Origin of the sequence: Faecalibacterium hominis (ex Afrizal et al. 2022), assembly GCF_049545105.1 — a bacterium.
GTDB lineage: Bacteria > Bacillota > Clostridia > Oscillospirales > Ruminococcaceae > Faecalibacterium > Faecalibacterium duncaniae.
In genome coordinates this window covers 3,022,865-3,040,812 of sequence record NZ_CP186860.1, presented here as the reverse complement: position 1 = coordinate 3,040,812, position 17,948 = coordinate 3,022,865, and the positions used below count along the sequence as shown (strand labels likewise).

Annotated in this window: 17 protein-coding genes, 1 tRNA gene and 1 other annotated feature; of the genes, 7 read left to right on the top strand and 11 right to left on the bottom strand. The window is 58.2% G+C overall.

Annotated elements, in window-relative coordinates; all coding sequences use genetic code 11:
• Positions 1-21: 21 nt before the first annotated feature.
• Complete coding sequence (locus tag ACKXGA_RS14660; protein WP_097770998.1) at positions 22-930, top strand: restriction endonuclease; 909 nt, start codon at positions 22-24, stop codon at positions 928-930.
• 59 nt (positions 931-989) lie between these two features.
• Here the strand turns inward: ACKXGA_RS14660 and ACKXGA_RS14655 are convergent, their stop codons facing one another.
• A complete protein-coding gene (locus tag ACKXGA_RS14655; protein ID WP_423729770.1) occupies positions 990-2,009 on the bottom strand; it encodes an alpha-hydroxy-acid oxidizing protein in 1,020 nt (339 codons plus the stop codon).
• Positions 2,010-2,274: 265 nt separating this feature from the next.
• Between ACKXGA_RS14655 and ACKXGA_RS14650 the strand changes: the two genes are divergently transcribed.
• The 4 genes from ACKXGA_RS14650 (at position 2,275) to ACKXGA_RS14635 (ending at position 4,599) form a co-directional block, all read left to right on the top strand.
• A tRNA-Ser gene (locus tag ACKXGA_RS14650) sits at positions 2,275-2,366 on the top strand.
• A 134-nt stretch (positions 2,367-2,500) separates the two neighbouring features.
• Positions 2,501-3,181 (top strand): gamma-glutamyl-gamma-aminobutyrate hydrolase family protein, encoded by a 681-nt coding sequence (locus tag ACKXGA_RS14645; RefSeq protein WP_207697195.1) that lies wholly within the window; start codon positions 2,501-2,503, stop codon positions 3,179-3,181.
• A gap of 6 nt (positions 3,182-3,187) precedes the next feature.
• Positions 3,188-3,706, top strand: a complete 519-nt coding sequence (locus ACKXGA_RS14640) for an AAA family ATPase (RefSeq protein WP_156069050.1) — start codon at positions 3,188-3,190, stop codon at positions 3,704-3,706.
• Between the two features lie 20 nt (positions 3,707-3,726).
• Entirely contained in the window at positions 3,727-4,599 is an 873-nt protein-coding gene (locus ACKXGA_RS14635; RefSeq protein WP_423729769.1) for a hypothetical protein, read from the top strand.
• A 50-nt stretch (positions 4,600-4,649) separates the two neighbouring features.
• On the opposite strand, the gene ACKXGA_RS14630 is transcribed toward ACKXGA_RS14635, so the two are convergent.
• The 5 genes from ACKXGA_RS14630 to ACKXGA_RS14610 form a co-directional block, all read right to left on the bottom strand.
• Positions 4,650-5,525 carry a hypothetical protein gene (locus ACKXGA_RS14630; RefSeq protein ID WP_423729768.1) on the bottom strand — a complete coding sequence of 292 codons (876 nt, stop codon included), beginning with the start codon at positions 5,523-5,525 and terminating at the stop codon, positions 4,650-4,652.
• A gap of 305 nt (positions 5,526-5,830) precedes the next feature.
• On the bottom strand, positions 5,831-6,796 hold the full coding sequence (locus ACKXGA_RS14625; RefSeq protein ID WP_423729767.1) for a calcium/sodium antiporter: 966 nt from the start codon (positions 6,794-6,796) through the stop codon (positions 5,831-5,833).
• A gap of 75 nt (positions 6,797-6,871) precedes the next feature.
• Positions 6,872-8,170, bottom strand: a complete 1,299-nt coding sequence (locus ACKXGA_RS14620) for a putative ABC transporter permease (RefSeq protein ID WP_423729766.1) — start codon at positions 8,168-8,170, stop codon at positions 6,872-6,874.
• Positions 8,171-8,240: 70 nt separating this feature from the next.
• On the bottom strand, positions 8,241-9,389 hold the full coding sequence (gene fucO / locus ACKXGA_RS14615; RefSeq protein ID WP_035394173.1) for a lactaldehyde reductase: 1,149 nt from the start codon (positions 9,387-9,389) through the stop codon (positions 8,241-8,243).
• Positions 9,390-9,681: 292 nt separating this feature from the next.
• On the bottom strand, positions 9,682-10,341 hold the full coding sequence (locus ACKXGA_RS14610) for a GntR family transcriptional regulator (RefSeq protein WP_005933151.1): 660 nt from the start codon (positions 10,339-10,341) through the stop codon (positions 9,682-9,684).
• A 293-nt stretch (positions 10,342-10,634) separates the two neighbouring features.
• Between ACKXGA_RS14610 and ACKXGA_RS14605 the strand changes: the two genes are divergently transcribed.
• Together ACKXGA_RS14605 and asnB are read left to right on the top strand one after the other, a co-directional pair.
• Positions 10,635-11,111 carry a Fur family transcriptional regulator gene (locus ACKXGA_RS14605; RefSeq protein WP_423729765.1) on the top strand — a complete coding sequence of 159 codons (477 nt, stop codon included), beginning with the start codon at positions 10,635-10,637 and terminating at the stop codon, positions 11,109-11,111.
• A 13-nt stretch (positions 11,112-11,124) separates the two neighbouring features.
• Positions 11,125-11,387 (top strand) — a binding site (T-box leader).
• Between the two features lie 131 nt (positions 11,388-11,518).
• Positions 11,519-13,105 (top strand): asparagine synthase B, encoded by a 1,587-nt coding sequence (asnB, locus tag ACKXGA_RS14600; RefSeq protein ID WP_423729764.1) that lies wholly within the window; start codon positions 11,519-11,521, stop codon positions 13,103-13,105.
• Positions 13,106-13,162: 57 nt separating this feature from the next.
• Here asnB and ACKXGA_RS14595 read toward each other — a convergent pair whose 3' ends face one another.
• The 5 genes from ACKXGA_RS14595 to rpsO form a co-directional block, all read right to left on the bottom strand.
• Positions 13,163-14,032: a DUF2776 family protein gene (locus ACKXGA_RS14595; RefSeq protein ID WP_423729763.1), complete on the bottom strand. Its 870-nt coding sequence runs from the start codon at positions 14,030-14,032 to the stop codon at positions 13,163-13,165.
• Positions 14,026-14,754 carry an ABC transporter ATP-binding protein gene (locus tag ACKXGA_RS14590; protein WP_097770986.1) on the bottom strand — a complete coding sequence of 243 codons (729 nt, stop codon included), beginning with the start codon at positions 14,752-14,754 and terminating at the stop codon, positions 14,026-14,028. Before ACKXGA_RS14590 ends, ACKXGA_RS14595 begins: the two co-directional genes overlap by 7 nt.
• Entirely contained in the window at positions 14,747-15,127 is a 381-nt protein-coding gene (locus ACKXGA_RS14585) for a GntR family transcriptional regulator (RefSeq protein WP_005933142.1), read from the bottom strand. The genes ACKXGA_RS14590 and ACKXGA_RS14585 overlap by 8 nt, the downstream gene beginning before the upstream one ends.
• A gap of 153 nt (positions 15,128-15,280) precedes the next feature.
• Complete coding sequence (locus tag ACKXGA_RS14580) at positions 15,281-17,425, bottom strand: polyribonucleotide nucleotidyltransferase (protein ID WP_097770985.1); 2,145 nt, start codon at positions 17,423-17,425, stop codon at positions 15,281-15,283.
• A 209-nt stretch (positions 17,426-17,634) separates the two neighbouring features.
• Positions 17,635-17,889 carry a 30S ribosomal protein S15 gene (gene rpsO / locus ACKXGA_RS14575; protein ID WP_005933138.1) on the bottom strand — a complete coding sequence of 85 codons (255 nt, stop codon included), beginning with the start codon at positions 17,887-17,889 and terminating at the stop codon, positions 17,635-17,637.
• Positions 17,890-17,948: the final 59 nt, after the last annotated feature.

Genomic DNA, 17,948 nt, shown 5'->3' with positions numbered 1-17,948 from the left:
TGTTGATTGCGAGGATGTTTTATGGCTCTTCCAAAGTACAATGAGTTTTATCGGCTTGTGTTGACCGTTTTACAGGATGGTCAGTCGCATTCCATGAAGGAGGTTCGAGATTCTATCGCTCAGACGCTCCAGCTGACCGAAGAGGATCTTTCCGAAACGCTTTCCAATGGTTCTTCAGTCTATGCCGGGCGGGTCGGCTGGGCCAAGACCTATCTCAAGAAAGCTGAAATGATTGACTCCCCTCAGCGGGGTTATATTGCCATTACACCGGCCGGCCGGTCGCTCCTTGCCAGCACAGAACCAATTACCAATGCAGTTCTTGCTCAGAAGTGCCCCGCGTTTCTCGATTTCTACCGGCCGCAGAATACAGACAGCACCGCTTCTGCACAACCGCAGGCCAGTGTCCCGGATGACGCGCCCGAAACACCGCAGGAGACCTTCGAGCGGGTGTATACTCTTATCAACAATCAACTGGCGGACGATCTGCTGACGGATATTCTGAATCAAAGCGCTGCTTTCTTTGAGCATCTTGTGGTTGATTTGATGAAGGCTATGGACTACGGCGATGGATTTGTTACCAAATACAGTGGTGACGATGGCATCGACGGCATCGTCCACGAGGATAAGCTGGGGTTCAACCTCATTTACATTCAGGCCAAGCGCTGGAAACCCGACACCACGATTGGAAAACCGGAACTCCAAAAGTTTGCAGGTGCCATGATGGGACCGCCCAGGGTCGATAAAGGACTTTTTATCACCACTGCCAAGTTTTCGCCCAAAGCGAAGGAGTATGCCAATGCACAGCACATCATTCTGGTAGACGGTGAAAAATTGACCAACCTGATGATTGAGCACGGCGTGGGTGTTTCCACTCAAAAGACTTACCTCATTAAGCGCATCGACAGCGATTATTTCTCGGAAAACGACTGACCAAAAAGCGGCACCTCTCCGTGCAAACGGAAAGATGCCGCTTTTCTTATGCTAGTTCATCAGATCCTCACCATATCCCGGGTGATCTCGGCCAGAGAGTGCGCGCCGCACATCTGCATGGTATCAGCCAGCTCGGCGGCGATCTTGTCGATGTAGCACTTCACGCCTTCCTCGCCGCCGCCGTAGACTGCGGTGACAAAGGGACGGCAGATGAGCACAGCGTCAGCACCCAGAGCCAACGCCTTGAACACATCCACGCCGGAGCGGATGCCGCCATCCACCAGAATCTTCACGCCGCTGCCCTTGAGGGCCTCTGCGATCTCCGGCAGGACCTCGGCGGTGGCGGGGCACTGATCCAGCACACGGCCGCCGTGGTTGGAGACCACGATAGCAGCAGCACCGGCCTCCTTGGCCTTGAGTGCGCCCTTGACGGTCATCACACCCTTGACGATGAAGGGGCGCTCGGCCAGCTTGACGATCTCGGCCAGCTCGGCGACACTCTTGCTGCCGGCGGGCGGGGTCATATTCTTCAGGAAGGGCAGACCGGCGGCATCCACGTCCATGGCAACGGCAAAGCAGCCGCTGGCCTTGGCCTGCTCCATCTTGGCCTTGACAGTGTCAATGTTCCAGGGCTTGATGGTGGGCACGCCGCAGCCGCCTGCAGTGCCAATGGCCTTGGTGGCCATAGTCATCACGTCGGGGTTGGTGCCGTCACCCGTAAAGGCGGCAATGCCGTTTTCGGCACAGGCGCGCACCAGCACGTCATTGTAGGTCATATCGGTGTAGGTGTCAGAATAGTGGAGGTTCACCGCACCCACAGGGCCTGCAAAGAAGGGATACTTGAAGGTTTTGCCAAACAGCTCCACACCGGTGTCGGGGGTGCCGTTCTCGCACAGGGTGTCCATGTTCACCCGGATCTCCGCCCACTTATTATAATTGCGGATGGCCGTATCGCCCACGCCCTTGGCACCGGGGCCGGGGATCTGGTTTTTACAGGCCACGCCGTTGCACACGGGGCAGGCCTTGCAGTACTGCCCGATGCACTGGCGGGCATTGTTCAAAACATCAGCGTAATTCATATTGCATCCTCCTGTTCAGGTTCTCTTTTTCGAGCGGAACCTGCAAATTCCAACCGTTCTCTGCCCACATCATAGTCCGTTTTTATGGGTTCGTCAAGGGGATTATCATGTTCTGCTTTTTTAAACGAAAAAATGTATGGCGCAGAAACGTTGATTTTTAGATTTTTCAAATTTTTTCAAAAAAATCCTTGACAAAAGTCATCCTTTCAGGTATTATAGTGGAGCGCTGAGGGCCACGGCCCGAAACGCTGAAAACTGAAGATGTGGAAAGATGGCTGAGTTGGTCTAAGGCGCACGACTGGAAATCGTGTAACGTGTCAAAAGCGTTCTGGGGTTCGAATCCCCATCTTTCCGCCAGAAACCCCGGAACGAATGTTCCGGGGTTTTTCTGTTGTTCAAACCTCTCAGTCCCGCCTAGGAGAGGTGGCATCCCGAAGGAATGACGGAGAGGTTTTATCTATAGGGATCTGTAAGAGAGAAAGGGAAAGTCAATGTCTATTACGATTGCAATGCCGCGCATGGTGCCGAACCAGCTGCTGGCAGAGGCCCACGCAAAATATCCCGAAAGCCTTGCCCGGGCCGGGGCAGAAATGCGCTGGATCGAGCTGGACGACCCCGAAAAGGCCGTGCAGGATGCGCTGGCCTGTGACGGCCTGCTGCTGCCGGGCGGCGGCGATATCGACCCCAAATTCTATGGGCAGGAGCGCATCCCCGCCTGCGGCGAGCCCAACGTCCTGCGGGATACCGCCGAGCCGCTGCTGCTGCGCGCCTTCCTTGCCGCCGACAAGCCGGTGCTGGCCATCTGCCGGGGCATCCAGCTGATGAATGTTGCGCTGGGCGGCGATCTGTATCAGGACATCAAACCTTTTGAGCACGTCCCCCACAACGACCATTGGGGCAAGATCCACACCGTCACCGTGCGGCGGGATACCCTGCTCTCCCGCATTCTGGGGCAGGATACCGTACTGGTCAACAGCCAGCACCATCAGGCGGTGGACAAGGTCGCCCCCGGCCTTGTGCTGTCGGCCCTGAGCGAGGACGGCATCGTGGAGGGCATTGAGAAGCCGGACGCAAAGTTCTGCCTGGGCGTGCAGTGGCACCCTGAGTGGCTCAGCGCTGCCGACCCCGCCATGCAGGGGATCTTTGATGCCTTTGTGGCGGCCTGCCGGTAACGCCCTATGAAGATTGCGATTTTAGGCACCAGCGGCAGCGGAAAATCCACCCTTGCCCAAACACTGGGGGCCACCTATCATGCTCCGGTGCTGCATCTGGACACGGTGCATTTCCTGCCCGGATGGGTAGAGCGCCCGCTGGATGAGGAAAACGCCATTGTCCGCCGCTTTCTGGACACGCACGAAAGCTGGATCATCGATGGCAACTATACAAAGACCTGTTATGACCGGCGGCTGGAAGAAGCAGACCAGATCATCGTGCTCTGCTTTGACCGTTTCACCTGCCTGAGCCGGGTACTGAAACGCTGGTGGAAAAACCGGGGAAAAGTGCGCTCTTCCTCCGCACCGGGCTGCGAGGAAAAAATAGATGCGGAGTTCCTATGGTGGGTCCTGCATCAGGGCCGGACCCCTGCCAAACTGGCCGGATACCGGCGCATTGGTCAGCAATATCCGGAAAAGTTTGTTTTTCTCAAAAATCAAAGCCAACTTGAACGATTTTTAAGCTCTGGATCGTATTCCTTATAAAGAGAACAGGAGGTTCTGCCATGAAATCTTCCAAAAAGCGTTCCCGCGCCGTGGTCACGGTGGTGGCCTGCATTCTGGCGGTGTGTCTGGTGGCTGCGCTGGTCCTTTTCAGTCTGGTCAACAGCAAAGTCCGTGCCCTGCAAAAAGGTGCGACCTTTGAGCTCAGCTATAACATCACCGCACAGGACAGTGCCAGTACCCCGGCCCTGTACAATATTCTGAAACAGGTGGGTGCAACTTCCGGCGATGTGGCCGGGCTGTATTCGCCGGGGCAGCTGCAATTGTACCTGTACCCCTCCGGCGGGCTTGCCCGCGCCGAGACCGGCGGCACCGACTTTTTCACCGACCTCTATATTGATGCCAACGACACCTACTTCGATGCCGGGCGGCTCTACCGCACCCTGCGGGATTCCATCACGGACAGCGTGCCGCTGGTGGGTGCGTTCCTGCCGGAGTGGTCTCTGCCCGACTACATCACGCAGGCCCAGCTGGCAAAGATCCTCGGCGTGCCCAACACGCAGGTGGCCATGCAGGAGATGTCCGGCTACACCCTGACCCTCAGCCGCCAGTGCATCGTCCACCCCGATTATGCCAAGAAGGACTACACCTACTACCAGTTTCCCTCTGAAGGGGAGGACGCGGCTGTCCTTGTGGTGGGCCTGCCGCTGAAGTCCCTGCTCTTCGATGACACCATCCCCGTGGATGTCCATGTGGAGATCCCCGCCCACGGTGTCAACGCAGCCCTGAGCGGCACACTGAAAGCCGGTGTCAACAGCCTTTCGGCTCCCGTCAGTGTCATTTCCGACAGCGACATCGATTCCATTGTCCAGCTCCGGGAACGTCTGGAGCAGTTTGCCGATCTCATCAACACAGCGTTAAAGCGTGTGCAGTAACATAAAAAGCAGAGCCGTGCAGCGTTTGAACTGCACGGCTCTTATCTGTTTCAGCGCTTATGCTCAATGTGTTCCTGGATCCATTTGCCGCCATCGCCGCTGCCCACCGCACTGTTATAGACAATGCCGGTCAGCTCACTGGTCAGGTCGGACTTCATCTTTTTGTACTCCTGCTCGGCCTGATCCGCAACGCTCTGGTCACGGCCATTGTCCCGCAGGTACTGGCGCAGCTCTTTCAGGATAGCGTTGAACTCCTTGTCACACTCGCCCTGAACACCGGTCAGCTTGGCGGTTTTGGACACCACGATGGAGACCTTCATCCCCAGATTGCGCTCCTCCACCGGGTGGGAGATATACTCATCGTAGGCTTCGTAGATCACGCCGTAGAGCTTGGACTCCGTCTGCTTCTTCAGGTTCTGCAGCTGGCGGATGTAGCTGTCGATCCTGGCATCCACCTCATTCTCCGAAGCAGCGGAGCTGCTGGAGGCATGGCTGCTGCCGGGGGCCTGACTGCTGGCCGCATGGCTGCCGGAAGCCGCAGAGGACGCAGGCACCGAGTGTGCGGCACTGGAGCTGGACACTGCGGAGCTCACGCTGTCCGCCTTGCTTGCGCTGGCGGCAGAGGAGGCCTCACTGGACGAAGCTGTCTCCGAAGAGGAAATGCCAAGCTCCTCTTCCAGCTGTTCCAGGAAGGACGAAACCGGGGATTCTTCCTTCACCTCACTGCTGACGGCGCTCTCGCTGGAGGCGGCGGCGCTGGAGGGCCCCTCAGCTTCCCCGCCGGACAGAGCGGAGGACGGCACAGAGCTGGCCTGTGCCTCGGACACAGGGGTGCTTTTCCGCATCCCTGTCAGGATCAAAGCAGCTGCCACGGCCACCACAAGAACGATGGCCGCAGCCAGCTGGTAAAGCTTCTTTTTCTGCATCTGGTACAAAATCCTCCCACTTCAGATTTCGTTCCCGGCCTTCTGCCGCGCAGGAACAGATCTATCATATCATCCCCGGGGGAGAATTTCAATGGATAAATCGTGAAAAATGTCGCCTAACTGCCTTTTTATGACCGGATTTCGTCCCATTTCACAGCCTGTCGGAGACTCGGTCAGGCCCAGCTGCGGGGACAGAAAAAAGGCATCCCCGCACTTCACAGACGAGGATGCCTTTTTCAAAACGGTTTTCTGCCCCAAAGCGCCCGCTCCGGCGTGGAGCCGGTCCGGGTCTCCGGCGCAGAGGCTTACATTGCAAACTGGACGGCGCAGAAGGCTGCATAGATGCAGAGCAGCAGCACGCCCTGCCAGCGGGAGAGCCTGCCCTTGAGCAGAGCGGGCACGGTCAGGAGGAGCATGACCACGAACATCACGGGCAGATCCATGACCAGAGAGGAATTGATGCCCATGATGGTGGAGTTCTGCGGGATGCTGAAGGGCGACACCGTGATGGACATGCCGCTGACCAGCACCAGATTGAACACGTTGGCACCGATGACATTGCCCAGCGAGAGGGAGCCGTGGCCCTTTGCCAGCGAGGTAATCGCCGTGACCAGCTCAGGCAGAGAGGTGCCCAGCGCCACAAAGGTCAGGGCGATGACGGATTCCGGCACACCCAGCGCCTGCGCGATCAGGGTGCCGTTGTCCACCAGCAGGTTTGCGCCCACAGCGATCAGGGCTGCGCCGAGGATGAGCAGGCCGACCTCCTTGGCAAAGGACATTTCCTTTTCCGGCTCGTCCTCATCGTCTTCCGGGGCGGGGGCGTTTTTCATAGCCAGCACATTGCAGACCATGTAGGCCACGAACATTGCCAGCAGCACAATGCCGATGGGGCGGCTGAAGTAACCGGTGGTGTAGGCCACGCCCGCATACAGGGCCGCTGCCACAAAGAAGAACAGCACCGGCACCCGCAGGCTCTTGGGGTCCACCTTGCCCGGGCGGACCGCAATGGTGATGGCCGCGATCAGGGCCGCGTTGCAGATGACCGAACCAATGGCGTTGCCATAGGCGATCTCGCCGTGGCCGGTCATGGCCGAGGTGGTGGAGACCATGACCTCAGGCAGGGTGGTGCCAATGGACACCACCGTGGCACCGATGAGCAGCTCCGGCACCTTGAAGCGGCGGGCGATGCCGGTTGCACCGTCCACGAACCAGTCGCCGCCTTTGATGAGGCAGAGCAGGCCCACGATAAACAATAATACAGGGATCAGCATATAAAATCTCTCCTTTTTAATCCATAGAGTATTATACCTGTTTCCCCTGCAAAACGCAAGCAAAATCGTGCATTTTTATCCAGCCTTCTCCACCTTTTTGGCGTTGGGGTAGATGCGCTCCATCCGGGCATCGTCAAAATGCTCATCCAGCAGCACATCCACCGCATTGGCCGGAGCCGCGCCGCTGGTGCGGGCATCATAGCGGGCCAGCGCCAACGCACTGGTCACAAGGTTCACGGCCATGAACACGGCCAGCAGAGCGGTCATCCAGGGGCGGATCCTGCGCTTGACTGCCTTCATCCCCTTTGCCACCAGCGGGTAGCCATAGCGGATCCAAGTCACGGCCGCAATGCCCCAGAAGAAGCAGTACAGCAGGTTGATGCGCCCGCCCAGATTGAACTTGAAGCCGCTGTAATCCCAGAACACGGTGCCAAACAGCAGCTCTGTCACGGCGCTGCACACATACTCATACGCACCGCCCAGGATCACACCGAACCAGAAGATGCGGCTCTCGCTCTTCTGTTCACCGCCCCGCAGCAGGATGGCGGCCAATACAAGCGCCAGCCCCCACACCACGCTGAACGGGCCCCAGACCAGGCTGGAACGGCTCATCCAGACCCCGGCGGTGATGCGGCAGAAGATGGTCTCCACCACATCTCCGAGGAAAGCCCCGATGACAAAGAGCCAGAGCAGGTCGGCAAGGGAGAGCTGCTTTTCGGCACTGGTGGTGGGCTCCGGACGGGCCGCAGCAGGGTACGCCCGCTGGATCCGCTTTTCCACGCTGGCGGTAATTTTCTGCCGCAGCCTCTCCGAGCCCCTGCCCAGCTCCCGATTCAGCTGCTCGAGCCGTGGGTGGCGGTTCGCATACCGGCTGACCACCACCATGGCAGAGATCTGGTCAAGGACGGCCAGCGCCATGCCGCCCCATACCACAGCGTGGAACAGCAGCGGCGGCAGGTGGGCGCAGAGCCGGAACAGCAGGTCGTTGCCCCAGCGGACTGCCGCCATGCCCAGCAGACCCCACAGCAGGGAGTATTGCAGGCAGACATAGCCGTCCAGATTGAACTTTTTATCGGAGTAGTCCCACCAGCGGCGGTGGTGGATCCGTTCCAGCAGCTTGGCGGTCAGCCACTCCACCACCGTGGCATAGATCATGCTGCCGAAAAACAACGCCGCCAGGCTGGTGCGCTGGTCGTTCAGGCCGATGGTGATGAGCACCCCTGCCGTGCCGTACACAAAGCAGAAGGGGCCGGAGGCCACGCCGCGGTTGGTGAACCGGCGGCCCTTTGCGGTTGCAACAACGGTCTCGCCTACCCAGCCTAAAAAGGAATATACCAGATAAATTACACAAAGAGTATAGAGATTCAGGCTCATAGTGCTCCTTTCCCGGAACAAAAAGGGGCCGGGAAGCGGTGTTCCCGACCCTCTTTGTTCAGTTTACGAATTACAGCTGGCTCTTATACAGTGCCTCGATCTCCTCCACGCTGGTATCGCGGGGGTTGCCGGGGCGGCAGGCATCTGCAAAAGCAGACTCAGCCAGGAAGTGAATGTCCTCTTCCTTCAGGATGCCCTGCAGATTTGCAGGGATGCCCACATCCGCGCTCAGCTGCTTGACAGCGGCGATGGTGGCATCGGCGGCCTCAGCATCGTTCATCTCGTCAATGCCCTTCACGCCCATGGCCTTGCCGACCGCACGGTAGCGCTCCCCGGCAACGGTCTTGTTGTACTCCAGACCCACCGGCAGCAGGATGGCGCAGGCCACGCCGTGGGGGGTATCATACAGAGCGGACAGACCGTGTGCCATGGAGTGGACGATGCCCAGACCTACATTGGAGAAGCCCATGCCGGCGATGTACTGGCCAAGAGCCATGCCCTCGCGGCCCTCCGGGGTGTTCTGCACGGCACCGCGCAGGTTCTCGCTGATGAGCTTGATGGCTTCCAGATGGAACATATCGGAGATGGTGCAGTGGCCCTTGGTGATATAGCCCTCGATGGCGTGGGTCAGAGCGTCCATACCGGTGGCGGCGGTCAGGCCCTTGGGCATGGAGGACATCATATCGGGATCGACCACAGCGATCTCGGGGATATCGTTTGTGTCCACGCAGACGAACTTGCGCTTCTTCTCCACATCGGTGATGACGTAGTTGATGGTGACCTCAGCCGCAGTACCGGCGGTGGTGGGCACGGCAATGGTGAACACAGCGTGCTTCTTGGTGGGAGCCACGCCTTCCAGAGAGCGCACATCCGCGAACTCGGGGTTGTTGATGATGATGCCGATGGCCTTTGCGGTATCCATGGAGGAGCCGCCGCCGATGGTCACGATGCAGTCTGCCTCAGCAGCCTTGAAGGCTGCCACGCCGTCCTGCACGTTGGCGATGGTGGGGTTGGGCTTGATCTCGCTGTAAACAGCGTAGGCGAAGTTTGCAGCATCCAGCAGATCGGTGACCTTCTTGGTCACGCCGAACTTGATCAGATCGGGGTCAGAGCAGACAAAAGCCTTCTTGTAGCCGCGGGCGGTCAGCTCGGGAACGATGTTCTCAATGGCACCGTGGCCATGGTAGGAAATGGTGTTCAGAACAATGCGATCAGCCATAATTATTTTCCTCCAAATCATTCTGCCCGCCTGCCAGCGGGCTCTCTCTGTTGTTAAGGATACCACATTGTTAAACAATATTCAATGTACTTTTCTTTTGATTTCTATGAACTTTTTACACTTTCCAGCAAAAGAAAACGCTGTACCACTCCTTCAGTCTCGCATTCGCTCGACAGCTCCCTCCAGGAGGGAGCCTTAACGCGGCGGCCAACGCAAAAGCCTCCCTCTGAGAGGGAGGTGGCATCGCATCAGCGATGCCGGAAGGAGTGATACAGCGTTTTTATCGTTTCATTTACCACAGCCGGATGACCTTGATGACTCCCTCGGCCTTATCACGGGCCAGCTCAAGGTGATGCTGCAGCGCATCGGCGGCGGTGTTCCAGTTGTCGCTCAGGGCGGCATTCAGAATTTCCAGATGCTCCTCACAGGTCTGATCCTGATTGATCATGCTCACCTTGCCGGTCATAATGCGGAAACGGGTGTTCAGGCCGGTGATGCGGTCATAGCCAGAGCGCAGGTATTTGTTGGGCAGGCTGCTCATCAGCAGCTCATGGAAATCATCGTCGGATTTGCAGAAGTCGTCGATCCGCTCGGGGTGGTGCATCAGCTCAGTGTAGGCCTCCAGCTGCTCCCGGGGGATCAGGTTGCCGTAGGTGCGCAGGGCGTAAGGCTCCACCAGCAGGCGCATCTCGAACATGCTGTGCACGTCCTCTTCGGTAATGCCGGAGACCATCAGCCCCTTTTTGGGCAGGATGGTGATCAGCCCCTCCTGCTCCAGGCGGCCCAGCGCGTCACGCATGGGGGTGCGGCTGATGTTGCCCATCTCAGCGCAGAGCTTTTGCTCGTTCAGAAATTCGTTGGGGCGGTACTCGCAGTTCAGAATCTTCGTTTTCAGGTACTGGTAAGCCTGCAGCTTCAGGCTGAGCTTTGACTGGGAATCCATCTCTTTCATTGTTCTATCTCCTAGTTCGCAAGCAGGACCATTCAGGCAGCAATCAGTCACCCGCCGGACAGCTTGTATCCCTTAAATAATCCAAGTAATCATTAATATTATTATCACATATCTGGACAATGTTTACAAGACTTTTTTGAAAACTTTGGGAGCTTTTCCGTTTTGAACAGATATCATGCATTATTTTGCTATAAATTGAACAGTTTTTTTGTGCTTGTCGCCAGTGTTTCGTTCTTGTTTTGCATCAAAGGATAAATTGTGGTACACTTGACCCAGAAAGGAAGGCTGATACCATGGCAGGTCGCGGGGGGTACAACACCAAAACCCGGCAATTGATCCTGGATTATCTCATCAACAACCGCCAGCACGCGGTCAGTGCATCCAACATTCTGGAACATCTGGAGGCAGAGGGGGCCAGCCCCAATCCCACCACGGTGTACCGGTATCTGGACAAGCTGGCAGGCGAGCAGCGCATTATGAAATATGTGGCCGATAAGGGCGAAAAGGCCGTGTTCCAGTATGTGGACGAGGGCCGCCACTGCCGCGAGCACCTGCACCTGAAGTGCGTGCAGTGCGGGCGCATCTATCACCTGGACTGCCACTTTATGGATGAGGTGCGTGCCCATCTGATGGTGGAGCACGGCTTCACCCTGCAGTGCGAGGGCAGCGTTTTGTACGGATTGTGCCGCAGCTGCGCACAAAACAGCCCCCATCCGGGGCAGACCGCACAAAAATGCGAACACTGTGTTGACACGGACAAAGAGCCGTGATACAATGCAGGCAGGAAAAGCGTTGATCGGGAAAAGTAAGTGCTCAAGGTTCTTTTGCAGCGAGTGCGGGCTGGTGGAAGCCGCACAGAGAATGAGCCCCGAACGAACCCCCGTGAGCTTCCCCCTGAACCTGCTTCGGGCAGTTAGTAGGGGCCGACGGCAGCCGCTCGTTATCGCGGCAGTGCTTTCAACGGGGAGAGTACACAAAAGTGACTGGTGTGTTCGCGCACCGGTAATTTAGGTGGCACCACGGATACGGCAGCATTCGTCCTAGCAATGGGATGAAGGCTGCCGTATTTTTTTATTTGCAAAAACCTCTCAGTCACCGGGAAACTTGCCGCTCCTATCAGGAGAGGTGGCAATGTGAAGCATTGACGGAGAGGTTTAGAGAGAGAGGGGTAAGAAATATGTGTTGTGTTATGGGTTACACGGGGCACGACCTGAGTGCCGCCAAATTCAAGGAGTATCTGCTGCGCACCGTGATGCGCGGGCCGGACGACCAGCGTGTGGTGGAAGGGCCTTTTGGTCTGATGGGCTTTGGCCGCCTTGCCATCATGGGCCTGACCCCGGAAGGGATGCAGCCCTTCTACCGTGGTGCCGACTGCGTGGTCTGCAACGGTGAGCTCTACGGCTTCCGTTTTGAGAAGGAGATCCTGAAGCGCCGGGGCTACAAGTTTGCCTCCGACTGCGACTGCGAGATCCTGCTGCCGCTGTATTACGAGTACGGTCTGGATATGTTCCGCCACATGGACTCCGAGTTTGCGCTTATTCTGTATGATTCCCGTAAGGACCGGCTGATCGCAGCCCGCGACCCCATCGGCATCCGTCCGCTGTTCTACGGCTATTCCAAGTCCAGCCACCAGATCGCCTTTGCCTCCGAGATGCAGAACCTGATCGGCTGGTGCGACGACATCCGCCCCTTCCCCATCGGAAGCTACTACTGCGATGGCCGCTTTGTCCGCTACGAGGACATTGCCGATGTGCCCGCCCCCATGGAGGATGACATGGAGACTACCCTGCGGAACATCCGCGAAAAGCTGATCGCAGGCGTGGAAAAGCGTCTGGATGCCGATGCCCCTGTGGGCTTCCTGCTCTCGGGCGGTCTGGATTCCTCGCTGGTCTGCTCCATTGCAGCCAAGAAGCTGGGCAAGCCCATCCGCACCTTTGCCATCGGCATGGACACCGATGCCATCGACCTGAAGTATGCCCGCCAGACCGCCGATTATCTGGGCAGCGAACACCATGAGATCATCATCAACCGGGACATGGTCATCCAGAGTCTGGAGGAGGTCATCCGACTGCTGGGCACCTGGGATATCACCACCATCCGCGCCAGCATGGGCATGTACCTGCTCTGCAAGGCCATCCACGAGCAAACTGATGTGCGCGTGCTGCTGACCGGCGAGATCTCCGATGAGCTGTTCGGCTACAAGTACACCGACTACGCCCCCACCGCCGATGCCTTCCAGCAGGAGAGCCAGAAGCGCATCCGGGAGCTGTACATGTACGATGTCCTCCGGGCCGACCGCTGCATCTCCGCCAACAGCATCGAGGCCCGCGTGCCCTTTGGTGATCTGGACTTTGTGCGCTACGTCATGGCCATTGACCCCGAAAAGAAGCTGAACAGCTACGGCAAGGGCAAGTACCTGCTGCGCAAGGCCTTTGAGGGCGACTGGCTGCCCCCGGAGATCCTCTGGCGCGAAAAAGCCGCCTTCTCCGATGCCGTGGGCCACAGCATGGTGGACGACATCAAGGAGTATGCCGAGGGCCTGTACACCGATGAGGAGTTCCAGCTCCGCCGGGCAAACTACTCGGCCCACTGTATGCCCTTTACCAAGGAGAGCCTATTCTACCGCGAGATCTTCGAGAAATACTACCACGACCAGAGCCGCACCATCGTGGGCTTCTGGATGCCGAACAAGGCATGGCCCGGCTGCAACGTCAACGACCCCTCTGCCCGTGTGCTGGCAAACTACGGCGCTTCCGGCGTGTGATCCTTTTTCCAGACAGCAAAAGGCGGTGTGTCCGCTCCGGGCACACCGCCTTTTTGTTTACTCCAGATTCAGTTTATTTTTCATCAGCCACCGGGTCAGGAAGAAGTATGCCGCCGCAATGGCTGCAGTCACGGCAAAGCAGAACAGATAGCCAACGTCTGTTCCAAGTGCCGCCGTCAGCCAGCGCATCGGGGTCACTCCATAGCTCACACCGGTCACGTTCACATCCACGACCCGGTACGCGACATCCACGATCATACTCACATCATTCGTGCCCAGCAGCTTATCGAGCTGGGTCTCCACGAAGTTCAGGCCGATAAACGCGAGGATCCCGGCCACCATCACATGCTTGGGGAATTGATGGGCGATCATACAGGCAGCGTAAACGCAGAGGATGAGGCTTGCCAGCCGGGCCAGATTGATGAGGATGGTCCATGCCATTGCCACCCAGAACTCCGTGCCCATCTCCTCGTACAGCATCTGCCACAGCTGCTTCCAGCTGTTCCAGTCCACCATGCCGAAGGTCTCCGAGTCAATCACACCGATGCTGACCATCACCGTGATGCAGACGATGCCCACAAGGCCGCTGCACAGCACCCAGACCATGCTGGTGAGGAGCTTGGAGAGGATGAGCTGGTTCTCATTGACCGGCAGCGTGTGCATCAGGTAGCCTTCCCGGCCCAGCAGGTTCTGATAAAAGCGCTGGATGGTGTTCACGAAGCAGAGCACCGCGATGGCAAGGATGACCGAGACATACACGATCATCAGAATCACTTCGAGATTCTGGAAGCTTGTGCTGTGAGCCAGCGCGTGTTCCTGCCGGAAGGTCACGCCCAGCACCACGCTCAACAGCGCCAGCGCCAGATACAGCCCGAAATACCGGCGTTTCGTGGCCTTGAACTCATATTTCAGCAATTGTTTCAGCATTTGAATACCTCCCGGAAATATGCATCGACGCTCTTGCCCTCGGTCTCGCGGATATCATCCACAGCGCGGTGAGCAAAGATTCGGCCGTCCTTCAGGAACACGGCCTCGTCCAGCACCGGCTCAATGTCCTCGATGAGGTGGGTAGAAATGACAACGGTCGCGTCCTTGCTGTAGTTGGAAATGATGGTGTTCAGGATGTAGTCCCGGGCCGCAGGGTCCACGCCGCCGATGGGCTCATCCAGCAGGTAGAGACGGGCGTTGCGGCTCATGGCCAGCACCAGCTGAACCTTCTCCTTGTTGCCCTTGGAAAGGGTCTTGAGCCGGGCATTGGGGGCGATGTTCAGCCGGGCCAGCATCTCATTGGCCTTGTCGGCGTCAAAGCCGATGTAAGCCTTGGCCTGACTGGGCGTGCCGTAAAAATCCCGGAACATCTCCACCAGCTCCTCCACCCGCATCCAGTCGGGCAGCCAGTCGGCATCCGGCAGGTAGGAGACCAGCTCCTTGGTCTCCGGGCCGGGGGCCATGCCCGCGATCCGGATGCGGCCTTCCGTGGGCTGCAGCAGACCATTGGCCAGCTTGAGCAGGGTGGTCTTGCCGCTGCCGTTGGGGCCCAGCAGCCCTACGATGCGGCCAAAATCCAGCTCCAGATCGATACCGTCCAGCGCGGTCTTTTCCTTTCCGTATACTTTTGTCAATTTTTCACAGGTCAGCACCTTACTCATGGGGTTCTACCTCCTCTGTATCCCAGTGCTCCAACAGGGCTGCCGCCTTTTCCGGCGTGTAGCCGATGCTGCGCATCTTCTCCAGAAAATCTGCCGCGATGTCATGGGCGGCGGCAGCCCGCAGTTGTTCGATCAAATTCGTATCCTCCGTGACGTAGCGTCCGCTGGTGCGCTCGGTGCGCACAAGGCCCTCACTTTCCAGCTGGGCCAGAGCCCTCTGCATCGTGTTGGGGTTGACCCCGGCAGCTGCGGCCAGATCCCGCACCGAATCCAGATGGCCCCCCGGCGGGTAGGTGCCCGCCAGAATTCTGGCTTTGAGCCGTTCCACCAGCTGGGCATAGATCGGGCGGCTGGCATCAAACTGTTCACTCATTCTGCTTTGCCCTCCTTATGTGTTGCTGTATTAAGCAGCTAATACAATAATACACATTTTTGCATTTCTGTCAAGAGGAAACCCAAAAATTTTTTCGGACAGCAAAAAGGGACCCCGCAGCCAACCGGCTGTGGGGTCCCTCTGATTTATGGATTACTGCTGCTCCTGCGCGGCGCGCTTGGCTTCCAGCGCCAGAATGGCATCGCGGCGGCTCAGGTTGATGCGGCCCTGCTGGTCGATGTCCGTGACCTTGACCACGATGGCATCGCCCACGGCGACCACATCCTCCACGCGCTCCACACGCTTGGTGTCCAGCTTGGAGATGTGCACCAGACCTTCCTTGCCCGGTGCGATCTCCACAAAGGCACCAAAGTTCATCAGGCGGGTCACCTTGCCCTTGTAGATGGCACCGATCTCGGGGTCCTCCACAATGGTCTTGATGGTGAAGATGGCGCGCTTTGCGTCCTCCTGATCCACGGCGGAGACGAACACATGGCCGTCCTCCTGCACATCGATCTTGCAGTTGCAGGTGGCGCAGATGTCCTGGATGACCTTGCCGCCCTTACCGATCACGTCCTTGATCTTGTCGGTGGGGATCATCATGCTGAACATCTTGGGAGCCCAGCGGCTCAGCTCCTCACGGGGCTGTGCGATCACGGGCTTGATGATCTCGTCCAGGATGTACAGGCGGCCCTTGCGGCACTTCTCAAAGGCCTCGGCAATGATATCGTAAGTCAGGCCATCGATCTTGATGTCCATCTGGATTGCAGTGATGCCCTTGCGGGTGCCGCCCACCTTGAAGTCCATATCGCCGTGGAAATCCTCCACGCCCTGAATGTCCAGCATGGTCATCCAGCGGTCGCCCTCGGTGATCAGGCCGCAGGAGATACCGGCAACAGGTGCCTTGATGGGCACACCGGCATCCATCAGAGCCAGGGTGGAACCGCAGATGGAAGCCTGAGAGGTGGAGCCGTTGGAGCTCAGGACCTCAGAGACACAGCGGATGGTGTAGGGGAACTCCTCCAGAGAGGGCAGCACGGGAACCAGAGCGCGCTCTGCCAGTGCGCCGTGGCCGATCTCGCGGCGGCCGGGGCTGCGGGGTGCGCGGGCTTCGCCGACAGAATACGGCGGGAAGTTATAGTGATGGATGTAACGCTTGGTCTGCTCATCGGTCAGGTCGTCCATCAGCTGGTTGTCCTTGGTGCCGCCCAGGGTGCAGGTGGTCAGCACCTGGGTCTGGCCGCGGGTGAACATACCGGAGCCGTGGACCCGGGGCAGGATGCCCACTTCGGCAGCCAGCGGGCGGATCTCGTTGATGCCGCGGCCATCCACGCGCTTGCCCTCATCCAGCAGCCAGCGGCGGACAACGTACTTCTGCATCTTGTAGCTGACGAGGTCGAGATCTGCGTCAGACAGGTCGGGGTACTCCTCAGCGATCTTGTCCATGATGGGCAGCAGGGCAGCATCCCGCACATTCTTGTCGTCCGTATCCATGGCGGCCTTGAAGTCGTCCAGATACTTGTTCTGGATGGCGTGGAACACGTCCATATCCAGACCCACCACCTGGAAATCGATCTTCGGCTTGCCGCGCTCTGCAACGATGCCGTTGATGAAGGTGATGATCTTCTTGATCTCAGCGTGGGCGGCCTTGATGGCATTGAGCATGGTGTCCTCGTCCACCTCGTTGGCACCGGCCTCGATCATCACGATCTTGTCCATGGTGGCGGCAACGGTCAGGGCCAGGTCGCTCACCTTGCGCTGCTCCTGGGTGGGGTTCAGGACGATCTCACCGTCCACCAGGCCCACCTGAACACCGCCGATGGGGCCGTTCCAGGGGATCTCAGACACAGCGGTGACCAGAGACGCACCGATCATACCGGCGATCTCAGGGCTGCAATCGGGGTCCAGGCTCATCACGGTCATGGTGATGCAGACATCGTTGCGCATCTCCTTGGGGAACAGCGGGCGCATGGGGCGGTCCACCACGCGGCTGGTCAGGATGGCGCGCTCACCGGGGCGGCCTTCACGGCGCATAAAGCTGCCGGGAATGCGGCCTGCGGCGTAGAGCTTTTCCTCATACTCCACGTTCAGGGGGAAGAAATCCACACCTTCGCGGGGCTTGGGGCTCATCACAACGTTGCACAGCACGCAGGTCTCGCCGTAGCGGATCAGGGCGCTTGCGTTGGACAGGCCGCACATCTTGCCCATCTCGACCTTGAACGGACGGCCAGCCAGCGTGGTCTCGTAGACCTTGAAGTTTTCAAAGGTCTCTTTGCGGGAACCAAATTCAATTGCCATTTGGTTTTGCCTCCTTTGTCCTTTTGCGGTTTATCTTCTTATCTTCCAAAAGGCAGCGGCCAGCGCATCATAGCAATAAAGCCAACGCCCGTGCTTTTTTACAGCACAGGCGCTCGATTTACTGCTGCAACGCGCAGCAGCGGCCTGTTGTTCCTCAAAAAAGAGCAAAGGGCAGGCACCACATTGCGGTACCTGCCCTCTGTTTTCTATTACTTACGCAGACCCAGGGTTGCGATCAGAGCACGGTAACGCTCGATGTCCTTCTTCTGGAGGTAGGCCAGCAGATTGCGGCGGCGGCCAACCATCTTCATCAGACCACGGCGGCTGTGGTGATCGTTAGGGTTCTTCTTCAGGTGCTCGTTCAGCTCGTTGATGTGAGCGGTCAGCAGAGCGACCTGAACCTCGGGGGAGCCAGTGTCCTTCTCGGTCAGAGCGACTTTGGCCATAACTTCCTGCTTGTTCATAGTAACAGTACCTCTTTATAAAATTTTATTTGCCGTCGGCACAGAATGCGGGAAAACGG

Bases quoted from the DNA above. Each gene is read 5' to 3' on its own strand.
- ACKXGA_RS14590 (WP_097770986.1), bottom strand. From the start codon at position 14,754: ATGAGTAAGGTGCTGACCTGTGAAAAATTGACAAAAGTATACGGAAAG.
- ACKXGA_RS14595 (WP_423729763.1), bottom strand. From the start codon at position 14,032: ATGCTGAAACAATTGCTGAAATATGAGTTCAAGGCCACGAAACGCCGG.
- ACKXGA_RS14640 (WP_156069050.1), top strand. From the start codon at position 3,188: ATGAAGATTGCGATTTTAGGCACCAGCGGCAGCGGAAAATCCACCCTT.
- ACKXGA_RS14625 (WP_423729767.1), bottom strand. From the start codon at position 6,796: ATGCTGATCCCTGTATTATTGTTTATCGTGGGCCTGCTCTGCCTCATC.
- ACKXGA_RS14635 (WP_423729769.1), top strand. From the start codon at position 3,727: ATGAAATCTTCCAAAAAGCGTTCCCGCGCCGTGGTCACGGTGGTGGCC.
- ACKXGA_RS14645 (WP_207697195.1), top strand. From the start codon at position 2,501: ATGTCTATTACGATTGCAATGCCGCGCATGGTGCCGAACCAGCTGCTG.
- ACKXGA_RS14660 (WP_097770998.1), top strand. From the start codon at position 22: ATGGCTCTTCCAAAGTACAATGAGTTTTATCGGCTTGTGTTGACCGTT.
- ACKXGA_RS14630 (WP_423729768.1), bottom strand. From the start codon at position 5,525: ATGCAGAAAAAGAAGCTTTACCAGCTGGCTGCGGCCATCGTTCTTGTG.
- ACKXGA_RS14605 (WP_423729765.1), top strand. From the start codon at position 10,635: ATGGCAGGTCGCGGGGGGTACAACACCAAAACCCGGCAATTGATCCTG.
- ACKXGA_RS14610 (WP_005933151.1), bottom strand. From the start codon at position 10,341: ATGAAAGAGATGGATTCCCAGTCAAAGCTCAGCCTGAAGCTGCAGGCT.
- ACKXGA_RS14620 (WP_423729766.1), bottom strand. From the start codon at position 8,170: ATGAGCCTGAATCTCTATACTCTTTGTGTAATTTATCTGGTATATTCC.
- rpsO (WP_005933138.1), bottom strand. From the start codon at position 17,889: ATGAACAAGCAGGAAGTTATGGCCAAAGTCGCTCTGACCGAGAAGGAC.
- ACKXGA_RS14585 (WP_005933142.1), bottom strand. From the start codon at position 15,127: ATGAGTGAACAGTTTGATGCCAGCCGCCCGATCTATGCCCAGCTGGTG.
- ACKXGA_RS14655 (WP_423729770.1), bottom strand. From the start codon at position 2,009: ATGAATTACGCTGATGTTTTGAACAATGCCCGCCAGTGCATCGGGCAG.
- fucO (WP_035394173.1), bottom strand. From the start codon at position 9,389: ATGGCTGATCGCATTGTTCTGAACACCATTTCCTACCATGGCCACGGT.
- asnB (WP_423729764.1), top strand. From the start codon at position 11,519: ATGTGTTGTGTTATGGGTTACACGGGGCACGACCTGAGTGCCGCCAAA.
- ACKXGA_RS14580 (WP_097770985.1), bottom strand. From the start codon at position 17,425: ATGGCAATTGAATTTGGTTCCCGCAAAGAGACCTTTGAAAACTTCAAG.